The sequence below is a fragment of the Caloranaerobacter ferrireducens genome (assembly GCF_001730685.1).
In the GTDB taxonomy this organism is placed as follows: Bacteria; Bacillota; Clostridia; order Tissierellales; family Thermohalobacteraceae; genus Caloranaerobacter; species Caloranaerobacter ferrireducens.
Genome location: NZ_MDJR01000011.1, coordinates 24,415 through 35,603, shown reverse-complemented (window position 1 = coordinate 35,603; position 11,189 = coordinate 24,415). Strand labels below are relative to the sequence as shown.

At 29.8% G+C, this 11,189-nt stretch carries 9 protein-coding genes; 8 read left to right on the top strand and 1 reads right to left on the bottom strand.

What is annotated here, in order from left to right:
- The first annotated feature begins 185 nt into the window (after positions 1-185).
- From BFN48_RS11540 to BFN48_RS11525, 4 genes are all read left to right on the top strand, one after another.
- Positions 186-698: a thioredoxin family protein gene (locus BFN48_RS11540; protein ID WP_069651033.1), complete on the top strand. Its 513-nt coding sequence runs from the start codon at positions 186-188 to the stop codon at positions 696-698.
- A 53-nt stretch (positions 699-751) separates the two neighbouring features.
- Positions 752-1,981, top strand: coding sequence for a putative glycoside hydrolase (locus BFN48_RS11535; RefSeq protein ID WP_083238919.1), 1,230 nt, complete (start codon positions 752-754; stop codon positions 1,979-1,981).
- Positions 1,982-2,106: 125 nt separating this feature from the next.
- A complete protein-coding gene (locus BFN48_RS11530) occupies positions 2,107-4,425 on the top strand; it encodes a vitamin B12-dependent ribonucleotide reductase (protein ID WP_069651032.1) in 2,319 nt (772 codons plus the stop codon).
- Positions 4,426-4,725: 300 nt separating this feature from the next.
- A complete protein-coding gene (locus BFN48_RS11525; RefSeq protein WP_069651031.1) occupies positions 4,726-5,652 on the top strand; it encodes an aminoglycoside phosphotransferase family protein in 927 nt (308 codons plus the stop codon).
- A gap of 235 nt (positions 5,653-5,887) precedes the next feature.
- On the opposite strand, the gene hisC is transcribed toward BFN48_RS11525, so the two are convergent.
- A complete protein-coding gene (gene hisC / locus BFN48_RS11520; RefSeq protein ID WP_069651030.1) occupies positions 5,888-6,964 on the bottom strand; it encodes a histidinol-phosphate transaminase in 1,077 nt (358 codons plus the stop codon).
- 445 nt (positions 6,965-7,409) lie between these two features.
- Between hisC and fusA the strand changes: the two genes are divergently transcribed.
- The 4 genes from fusA to BFN48_RS11500 all read left to right on the top strand — a co-directional run bounded on the left by fusA (position 7,410) and on the right by BFN48_RS11500 (position 11,174).
- Positions 7,410-9,485 (top strand): elongation factor G, encoded by a 2,076-nt coding sequence (gene fusA, locus BFN48_RS11515; RefSeq protein WP_069651029.1) that lies wholly within the window; start codon positions 7,410-7,412, stop codon positions 9,483-9,485.
- Positions 9,486-9,670: 185 nt separating this feature from the next.
- A complete protein-coding gene (locus tag BFN48_RS11510) occupies positions 9,671-9,913 on the top strand; it encodes a hypothetical protein (protein WP_069651028.1) in 243 nt (80 codons plus the stop codon).
- The gene (locus tag BFN48_RS11505) at positions 9,914-10,120 is read left to right on the top strand and encodes a hypothetical protein (protein ID WP_054871715.1); all 207 of its coding nucleotides are present in this window, start codon (positions 9,914-9,916) and stop codon (positions 10,118-10,120) included.
- Positions 10,121-10,715: 595 nt separating this feature from the next.
- Complete coding sequence (locus BFN48_RS11500) at positions 10,716-11,174, top strand: CtsR family transcriptional regulator (protein WP_069651027.1); 459 nt, start codon at positions 10,716-10,718, stop codon at positions 11,172-11,174.
- The last annotated feature ends 15 nt before the right edge of the window (positions 11,175-11,189 follow it).

Here is an 11,189-nt window from a genome sequence, read left to right as displayed (position 1 = left end):
GTAGGTCGTTGCCGGATTTTTTTATTTTTTGAAAAAAACCTACCACTTAATACAAGTTGTAATTAATTAAAATATATATTATAATTTTGTATATCACCAAATAAAATTAATAATAAAATCTTCATTTGAAAATATAAAATTATCATTATTTCTTCTGTTTAATTATATAAGGTGGGGGTATATAGATGGATGCAAGTTGTCTTTATGACAAAGGTGTTTCATTTGATGAGTTTGTAAATAAAGATAAAGATACTTATAGAGAGAAAACTTTGGAAATTCTAAATAAAATAAAATTAAATGATGATTTAATAAATAAAGTAAAGAGCATTGATAAAAAAATAAAAGTTCTTGTTTGTGCTGAGATATGGTGTCCAGATTGTATGATAAATGTACCTGTTTTAGAAAAAATAAGACAATATAATGATAATATTGATATTTCGATAGTAGAAAAAGATGGCAATGAAGACTTTTTTATTAAATATAGTGAAGAAGATAGAGTGAAGATACCTACTTTTGTATTTTTTGATGAGAATTTTAAAGAACTTGGTAGTTTTGTTGAACACCCAAAGAAGATAAAAGATATTATATCTAAAGGTAATCAGCCTAATATAATAGTTGCTATGAGGAAATATAGAAAAGGGGAATATGCCGAAGAGACATTAAAGGATATATTAGAAATACTGTTGAGGAGTCAGTAGACTCCTTTATTTATGAGTACATAAAGATAAATAATTTGGGAAAGGTGAAAAGGATGATAGTAAGAAAAAAGTCACTAGTATTAATAACAGTTGTGTTAATGGTTTTTGTTGTGTTTTTCTTTAATTTTGTTTCCGTCTATTATGCTGATGAGGGAAAACCTGAGATTGAAAAAATGTCTGCTAATCTAGAACTGGAATATATAAATTATTTAGTTCAGCCAGCTACAAATTGGGGAGTATATAAAGAAAAAATTAAAGTGAAAGGAATATATTTAACAGGCAATACTTTGGCTTATGATAAAAGATTCTATAAACTTTTAGATTTAGTAAAAACAACAGAATTAAATGCAATGGTTATAGATGTAAAAGATGATTTAGGGCGTTTAACATATAAATCTAATGTGGATATGGTTAATGAAATTGGAGCGGACAAGCAGGTTAAGGTAGATAATTTTTATGAAAAAATGTCTATATTGAGAGAAAATAATATTTATCCAATTGCAAGAATAGTTACTTTTAAAGATAGACTTGCTGGTACAAAGAGACCAGATTTAGCTATTAAGACAAAAAATGGAAAAGTATGGAGAGATAATAGCGGAAATGCATGGTTAAATCCATATAATCGCGAGGCTTGGGAGTATCCTATAAAGATAGCTGAGGAAGCTGCTTTAATGGGATTTAAGGAAATACAATTTGATTATGTAAGGTTTCCTACTGATGGCAATAGGTCTATTATAGACTATGGAGAAGAGAGCATTGGAAAGACAAAAGCTGAAATAATTGCTGAATTTCTAAAATATGCAAAAGAAAGATTAGAACCTAAAGGAGTATATGTTTCTGCAGATATTTTTGGGTTAGTTACAACAGCAAAAGATGATATGAGAATAGGGCAGCATTTAGAAACTCTAGCTACTAGTGCAGATATATTATGCCCAATGGTTTATCCGTCTCATTATGCTCTTGGTTCTTATGGAGTTGCTTATCCAGATTCTGAACCATATAAAATAGTTTATACAAGTTTATCTAGAGCTAAGGCAAGAATAGATAATATAAAAACAGAAGAAGCAAAGGCTATTATAAGACCTTGGTTACAAGATTTTTCTGCACCTTGGTTGAAAAATCTTTATGGAGAACATTATATTAATTATGGACCTGAACAAATAAGAGCTCAAATAAAAGCAGTATATGATGCAGGTCTTGAAGAATGGATATTCTGGAATGCAAGTAATAGATATACAGGAGCAGGTTTTGAGAAAAATACAAATGATACAGTTGATCAGTAGAAGGCTAGAGTAGCTCTAGCCTTTCTTTGTGAAATAAATATTTACTTTACACAAGAATTATATAGTGCTACAATATATTGTAGTAAATATATAATATATACTATATATAGTACGGAGGTGCTTTAATGAATCTTACAGATAATGCTTTGAAAGTACTTGAGAAAAGATACCTTACTAAAGATTCAGAAGGTAATGTTATTGAAACCCCAGATGAGATGTTTAAAAGGGTAGCACATCATATTGCAAAGGCTGATTTATTATATAATAAAGATAGTAATGTACATAAGATAGAAAAAGAATTTTATGATATGATGGTAAATCTTGAATTTTTACCTAATTCACCAACACTAATGAATGCAGGAAAAGAGTTAGGACAGCTTTCTGCATGTTTTGTTTTACCTGTAGAAGATTCAATGGAAGGGATTTTTGATGCTATTAAAAATGCAGCTTTAATACATAAATCTGGTGGAGGAACAGGTTTTAGTTTTTCAAGATTGAGAGCAAGAGGTTCTACTGTTAAATCAACAGGTGGAGTTGCATCAGGACCTGTTAGCTTTATGAAAGTTTTTAATTCAGCTACAGAAGCAGTTAAGCAGGGTGGGACAAGAAGAGGAGCGAATATGGGTATTCTTAGAGTAGACCACCCTGATATATTGGAATTTATAGAATGTAAAAAGGATAATAATGAAATTACTAATTTTAATATTAGTGTAGGTATAACAGAAAAATTTATGGAAGCAGTTGAAAAAGGAGAAGATTATGAGCTTATAGATCCTAATACTAAAACTGTTAAAGGTAAACTTAATGCTAGAGATGTTTTCAATAAAATAGTTGAGATGGCATGGACTAACGGAGAACCAGGAATAGTTTTCTTAGATAGATTAAATAAATTTAATCCAACTCCTGGTTTAGGTGAAATTGAAAGTACAAATCCGTGTGGCGAGCAGCCATTACTTCCTTATGAATCGTGTAATTTAGGTTCTATTAACTTATCTAAAATGATTAAAGAAGGACCAAATGGATATGAAATTGATTATGAGAAATTAGGTAATATAGTAGATAAGGCTGTTCATTTTTTAGATAATGTTATAGATGTTAACAGATATCCATTACCAGAAATAGAAGAAATGACTAAGAGTACTAGAAAAATTGGATTAGGAGTAATGGGATTTGCAGACCTTTTAATTTATTTGGGGATTCCTTACAATTCACAAGAAGCTGTAGATTTAGCTGATAACTTAATGAAATTTATTAACGAAAGAGCTACTAAAAAATCTATTGAATTAGCTGAATTAAGAGGGGTTTTTCCTGCATATGATAAAAGTATTTATATAGAAAAAGGCATAAAAATTAGGAATGCTACAAGAACTACTATAGCTCCTACTGGAACTATAAGTATTATTGCAGGTGCTAGCAGTGGAATTGAACCTTTATTTGCTGTATCCTATATTAGAAATGTAATGGATAATGATAAGTTAATAGAAGTACATCCTTTATTTAAAAAGATTGCAAAAGAGAGAGGTTTCTATTCTGAAGAACTTATGGAAAGAATAGCTGAGGAAGGTTCTTTAGCTCATATAGATGAAATACCTGAAGATATAAAGAAGGTTTTTGTAACTGCTCATGATATATCACCATTATGGCATGTTAAAATGCAGGCTGCTTTCCAAGAGCATGTAGATAATGCAGTTTCTAAAACAGTTAACTTTAAAAATGAGGCAACACAAGAAGATGTAAAAGAAGTATATACTTTAGCATATAAATTAGGGTGCAAGGGTGTAACAATATATAGAGATGGAAGTAGAGCTAATCAAGTTCTAAGTACTGCAAAAGACAAAGACGAAAATAAAAAAGAACAAAAAGAAGTAAAAATAAAACCTAGAATGAGACCTGAAATTACAAAAGGTATTACTGAAAAGGTAAGAATAGGATGCGGTAATTTATACATTACAGTTAATTATGATGATAAAGGTATTTGTGAAGTCTTCACTAATCTTGGAAGAGCAGGAGGATGTCCAAGTCAAAGTGAAGCAACAAGTAGACTTATATCTATAGCATTAAGATCAGGTTTAGATGTAAAATCAATTATTGAGCAATTAAAGGGAATAAGATGTCATTCAACGTTAAGACAAAGAGCTACAAATAAAGATATTAAAGTGCTTTCATGTCCTGATGCTATAGGTAAGGCATTAGAAAGGGTAATGAGTACTTATGTTGAAGTTGAAGATCAGGCAGTAAACGATATTGCCTTGGAAATAGAGCAAGAAGTTAAAAAAATAGATGAACCAATATATACTAATTCACAAAAGATAAATTCTGCAATGGGAGAAATATCAGCTAGCTTTGAGGATAATAGCAGCAAGTGTCCTGAATGTGGAAGTAAAGTAGAACATGAAGGTGGATGTATGGTTTGCAGAAGTTGCGGATATTCTAAATGTGGTTAATGTATTAGTAAAATAAAGTTGGGAAGAAATATTTATAACAGTTAAATATTATAATAGGTATTAATATCACCAATTTTAATAATGAATTTTTAATACTAAATAGCTAATAAGCCATCTAGGGAACATAGAAATCAATTTACAATCCTAGATGGCTTATTTAGTTAATAAGTAGTTTATTAATGTTGGAAATATTATTAGGGGATAAAGCTACTAACGTAACATGAACGTACTATGATACAAGCTGATATATCTAATGAATTAATGACTATAAATGGAATGTTATAAAGGGGGATAATAAAGTTGATACAACCTAATGAATTACATAAAAGAATTATAAAGAATATTGGGGAATATGAAATTTTAATAAATCACAGAGAAGGAAGTAAAAGAACAGGTGTATGGAAAATTAGAAGCTTATTGAATCAAAGATGTTATTATGTAAAAACTCATTCAAGGAAAAGTAGATGGCATCCAGAAGTTTTTGCTTATAGAAATTGGATTTCAGAGATTTTACCCTATGCTCCAGAATTGATTGAAAGCTTTGAAGGAGACGATTGGCAAGGAATTTTGATAACATCTTTAGATGGTGTAACAATGAGGGAAGCAAATCTGTCTCGAAAACAGGAAGAAGAGGCATATTATAAAGCTGGGGAACTTACTAAACTATTACATACAAAATTTAAAGGTACCTATTTTGGAAGACCAGACTGCAATGGGAACCCAATTGAGATATTTCATCATACTGACCCTGTTTACTATATAAAAAAATCACTTATAGATTTATATGAAAAAGGTAAAAAACTAAATTGCTTTAACTCTAAGGAGTCTTTTTTAGCAGAGTGGGCAATTGAAAATGTAGATATATTTAAAAGTACTCATCCTGTTCCTATTAGTTGGGATTCGACTCCTAACAATTGGTTGATTAATAAGCATGGAGAATTCATTGGAATGATAGATTTTGAAAATATGCTTTGGGGAATACCAGCAGATAATTTCACAATACTTTTTGAACGTTACTTTCCACAATCACCTAAGGGAAAAGAAGCATTTTTTAGAGGATATGGGTTAAATGATATTAAAGATATGAAACTCCAAATTAAAATAACCTGTATAAAGATGGGGTTAGCTGACTTGGTATGGGGATTAGAGAACAAAGATGATAGAGTTATTAAGTTAGGAAAACAAATGTTAGAATATATAGATGAATTTACAGATTTAGGGATATAAGACTTTTACTAACATGATATTTCAAGACAGTCCACAAAAAGCATGTGGACTGTTATAATATGTACAACAGTTAATATATAGTAGGGTTTAAACTTTATGTTTTGTTGGCAAACTAATTTCTAAATATTAAACGAATGCTTGAAAGAATTTGTTTTTTTCGTATAAGCATTAGTTTCATAAACAATTTACTTTAACAACAAACTTAAGCCATTACCAATAAGGTAATGGCTTAAGTTTATATAACTTCTTTTAAAAGTTTTATTAATAACTCATTTTGCTCAGGAGTACCGATAGTTATTCTTACCCATGTATCTTTAATAGGTCTAATTATCATGCCTCTCTTTTGAAGTTCTATGAAAACCTCATTAGCATCACGCTTAACATTAACAAAGATATGATTTGTTTCAGATGGAGCATATTCTAATCCTAAGTTTTCAAATTCTTTATATAGATATTCTTTTCCTTGTTTATTTAATTCATAGGTTTTTTTGATAAAATCTTCATCTTCAAGAGCCGCTAATGCAGCAACTTGAGCTAATTTGTTTACATTAAACGGTCCTCTGATCTTATTCATGTTATGGATTATTTCTTCACTAGCAAGAGCGTATCCAATTCTTAGTGCAGCCAATCCATATATTTTTGAAAACGTTCTCAAAATAATTAAATTAGGGTAATCTTCAAGTAATTTAATACTATTTTTTGGATAATCATCTCTTGTTACATACTCATTGTATGCTTCATCATATACTACAACTACATTACTAGGTACATTTTTTAGAAAATCAAGTAACTTTTCTTCAGTAAACATTGTTCCTGTAGGATTATTTGGATTACATAACCAAATTAACTTTGTTTTATTAGTTATTGCTTTTTTCATACCTTCTAAATCATAAGTCCAATCTTTAAGAGGTACTATTACAGGCTTTCCACCCATCATTTTAGTTGTAGTTATGTATCTAGGGAAAGTCAAGTCAGCCATTATAACTTCATCATCTTTATTTATAAAAGTTTTTGCAATAATATCAACCATTTCATCTGAACCACTGCTTGGTAAAATTTGAGTTGTTTTAAGTCCTGTTTTTTCTGCAAGTGCTTCTTTCAATAAAGTAGCATTTCCATCTGGATATAGAGCTAAATTTTCAGCCGCTTTTTTAACAGCTTCTATTGCTTTAGGAGAACATCCTAGTGGATTTTCGTTAGATGCTAATTTAACTACTTTTTCTAGACCGTATTCTCTTTTTACATCTTCAATAGGCTTCCCTGGTTTGTATGCCTGTAAATCTTTTAGTTCATCTCTAAAAGTTAAAGTCATTTATTACACCCTCCCTGAAAAATATTTAAAATTCTATCAATTTCAATTATAACATATAAGGTAAGCAAAATCTTTAATATTAAAATTAATCAAAAAATTTTATGCAATTTCCTATGAATTAGAACAAAATCTTTGATTTAAAAACAATTACAATGTAGATTTTATTGAAATCCATTACGAAAATTATATTTAATATTATCTATAAATTAATAAGGAATATAATTTTCTATGGATTATAAAAAATTTGGAATAGAAATAATATTATTGGACATATTTTTAATAGAACAAAACCTTCGATTAAATAATTATAAGGTGGTTTTTGCCTATATTCATAAACGGAAATTATAAAAAAATTAATGATTAAAAAGGATTTTGTTGTATATCGTAGAATATTATTAATAATCAGAAAATTAAAAAAACAGAAATTTGAGGGGGAAAATGCGTTATGAATGTGTATGGGACCGATAAAATCAGAAATATTGCTTTACTAGGACACGGAGGGAGTGGAAAAACAACTTTAACTGAAGCAATGCTTTTTACAACAGGGGTTATTAAGAGAATAGGACGTGTAGAAGATGGTAGTACTGTATCTGACTTTGACAAAGAAGAGAAAGATAGACAAATTTCTATTAACACATCTTTAATACCTATAGAATGGAAAGGACACAAATTAAATGTACTAGATACTCCGGGATATTTTGATTTTGTTGGGGAAGTTAAAAGTGCTTTAGCTGTTGCTGGCGGCGCAGTTATATTAGTTGATGCATCATCAGGTATTGAGGTCGGAACAGAAAAGGCATGGAAATATATTAGAGAAGCTAAGAAACCTGCTTTTATATTTATTAATAAGATGGATAAGGAAAATGCTAATTTTGATAAGGTAATTAATCAATTGAGAGAGAAATTTGGTAAAGCAGTTGTACCTTTTGAAGTACCTTTAGGAGAAAAGGAAGACTTTAAAGGTCTTATAAATATAGTTGATATGAAAGCTAGAAAATATGATGAAAATGAAATAAAATGCTTTGATGTGGATGTTCCTGAGGGGCTTGAAGATAAAATACAGCCTCTAAGAGAAATGTTAATTGAGTCAGTAGCTGAAAGTGACGAGGCGCTATTAGAAAAATATTTTGAAGGTGAAGAGTTTACTGATGAGGAAATACATAAAGGACTAAGAACTGGAGTTTTAAATGGAGATTTGATACCTGTTTTATGTGGTTCAGCTACAAAAAATATAGGTGTACAGACTTTAATGGATATGATATGGGATTACTTACCGTCACCTAATGACGTTGAGATAAATACAGGCATTAATCCTAATACTGGAGAGACAATCGAAAGGAAATTAGACAGTAACGAACCATTCTCAGCATTAGTATTTAAAACAATTGCAGACCCTTATGTTGGAAAAATTTCACTATTTAAAGTTTTATCTGGAGAAATTCATAAAGATGATGAAGTACTTAATACAACACAAGATACTAAATTCAAAATGGGTAATATATTTATATTGAGAGGTAAAGAGCAAATAGAAGTAAATAAACTAGTAGCAGGAGATATTGGTGCAGTTGCTAAGCTAAATAATACTTATACAGGCGATACACTATGCAGTAAAGACAGCCCTATAAAGTATCCAGGTATAGAGTTTCCTGAACCTTTATTATTCTTAGCTGTGGAGCCTAAGTCACAAGGCGATGAAGATAAGATGGGTTCTGGTTTGCATAGATTGACTGAAGAGGATCCTACTTTCAAAGTTTTTTACAATAAAGAAACTAAGCAGACACTTCTAGGCGGTCAAGGAGATATGCATCTAAGTGTTATAATAAATAAGCTTAAAGATAAATTTGGCGTTGAAGTTGAACTAAAAGATCCAAAGGTTCCATACAGAGAGACTATAAAAGGAAGAGCTGAAGCTGAAGGTAAGCATAAAAAACAAACTGGTGGTCACGGTCAATATGGTCATGTTTTTATCAGATTTGAACCAAGTCAAGAAGAATTTGAATTTAATGAAGAGATTTTCGGAGGTGCTGTACCAAAGCAATATATACCAGCAGTTGAAAAAGGACTTAAAGAATGTATTGAGTCTGGTGTTTTAGCTGGTTATCCTGTAGTTAACATTAAAGCAACACTTTATGACGGTTCTTATCATACTGTCGATTCATCAGAGATGGCTTTCAAAATGGCTACAGCGATAGCATTCAAAAAGGGTATGCAAGCAGCTAATCCGGTTTTATTGGAACCAATTATGAGAGTTGAAGTACTTGTACCAGAAGAATATATGGGAGATATTATGGGAGATCTTAATAAAAGAAGAGGTAGAATTTTAGGTATGGAACCACAAAAAGATGGTAGTCAATTAGTAATAGCCGAAGTTCCGCAGGCAGAAATGTTTAAATATGCAATAGATTTAAAATCAATGACTCAAGCGAGAGCTAGCTTTAGAATGGAATTTGCAAGATACGAAGAAGTACCACCTCATCTAAGTGAAAAAATTATTGAAGAAGCTAAAGCTTCACAAGAATAAAACAAAAAAATGGATATTATAGAAAAAATTTAAAACACCCGCATAATGCGGGTGTTTTTTCTAAATATATTGTAGTATAAATGATTTTTCTATACAAAAAATATTAATATAAATTAGTTTTTAATAAGTAGTTTAATATCTGTTTAAAAGTTATTCAATTAATTTTATTGGTAGGAGGATACAATTTGGCTGATTATTATATAAATTTTGATAGAGAGCTAGGTTTAAATAGTATTACTAAACTACTAAATACTATTGGTAAAATTGATGAAAATGATGAATTAGTAATAACTATGGATAGTAATGATGCAGCGCAGTCAAGATTTATAAGAGAAGCTTTAGAAAATAATGGTTTTGAGGTTTTACCAAAAGGGGATCATATGGGAAAGAAATATAAATTAATAGCTCACAGAAAGAAAGGAGATTAGATGAGTACAAATAGAGATTATAATAAAAATAGATCAGGTTTAGAGTATCAGAGAAAAATAGATATATATAAAAAAGATGATGAAATAGAATCAATGCTTGTAGATAAAACTGCTTATGGTGAGTGGATGGCAACAACTTTTGGATGGGCAGGTTTTGAAGAACAAAATAGAGCTGTGAATCGTATTGAAGATATAACTAAATATTAAATTTATTGAAGGTCAATCTATTCGATTGATCTGAGATTGTTGACAAATTAAATTATCTATGAAAATAGTGTTCAGGCGAAAGAATTTAGAAAAAACTAAAGGTTCAAATTTTTAGAAAATCCTAACGCTTCCAATGAGTCGTCCTAACTCTGGAAGCTGGCTTAGCGTCCATGCTAAGCCTACGGATTTTCTTTAAAATTTTCACCTAGTTTTTTTCACTAAATTCTTTCAAGCATTCACTTTTATAATCCATAAGGAAATTATTAACCTTATTAAATCGTGGGTAATTTAAAATATAATTTCCAAAATGGATTTCAACAAAATCTTCCTTGATTTATTTAAATTGAAGATTTTGTTATTTTCATAGATATTAAAAAAATAAGTTCGTTGACAGTTTAAGGTCAATCGCTTAGATTGACCTATAATTTTGAAAAAAATTAAGTAATATTTAGTAATTATTACATAAATTAAAATAATGAATAATAATTCTAATATATGAACAAGAAAAAGATAATACTAATGTTGAAATATATGGAATTAAGATAGTAAAATATCAGTGAAAGACAAAGAAAGTCAAAGTCAAAGAGGTGATATAATGTCAAGACTGAGCGACATTATAGAGGAATTTATTAAAAGACTTTTGGAAGAAACGGATAATGAGACTGTTGAAATACAGAGGAACGAATTAGCTCAATATTTTAACTGCGCTCCATCTCAAATAAATTATGTTTTAGCAACGAGATTTACTCAAGATAAAGGGTATTATATAGAAAGTAAAAGAGGTGGAGGAGGCTATATTAAAATAATTAAATTAAACATTAATAATGATAGTTACATTAGAAATCTTATAGTAAATACTATAGGTGATTCTATTACAAAGATGAGAGCTTATAGGTTGATAGATACGTTCGTTGAAAAAGGGTTTATAACAAATCGAGAAGCTGATTTAATGAAATCTGCTTTAAGTGACAGGGCTTTAGGAATTGTACCAAAGTTTAAGAATGAATTGAGAGCAAGTATACTTAAAGATATGCTTCTTATGTTAGTAGAATGATGAGAAAAGGAGGGG

What these genes read in the sequence shown, in the direction of transcription:
- BFN48_RS11540 (WP_069651033.1), top strand. Translation starts at nt 186, where the DNA reads ATGGATGCAAGTTGTCTTTATGACAAAGGTGTTTCATTTGATGAGTTT.
- BFN48_RS11535 (WP_083238919.1), top strand. Translation starts at nt 752, where the DNA reads ATGATAGTAAGAAAAAAGTCACTAGTATTAATAACAGTTGTGTTAATG.
- BFN48_RS11530 (WP_069651032.1), top strand. Translation starts at nt 2,107, where the DNA reads ATGAATCTTACAGATAATGCTTTGAAAGTACTTGAGAAAAGATACCTT.
- hisC (WP_069651030.1), bottom strand. Translation starts at nt 6,964, where the DNA reads ATGACTTTAACTTTTAGAGATGAACTAAAAGATTTACAGGCATACAAA.
- fusA (WP_069651029.1), top strand. Translation starts at nt 7,410, where the DNA reads ATGAATGTGTATGGGACCGATAAAATCAGAAATATTGCTTTACTAGGA.
- BFN48_RS11505 (WP_054871715.1), top strand. Translation starts at nt 9,914, where the DNA reads ATGAGTACAAATAGAGATTATAATAAAAATAGATCAGGTTTAGAGTAT.
- BFN48_RS11500 (WP_069651027.1), top strand. Translation starts at nt 10,716, where the DNA reads ATGTCAAGACTGAGCGACATTATAGAGGAATTTATTAAAAGACTTTTG.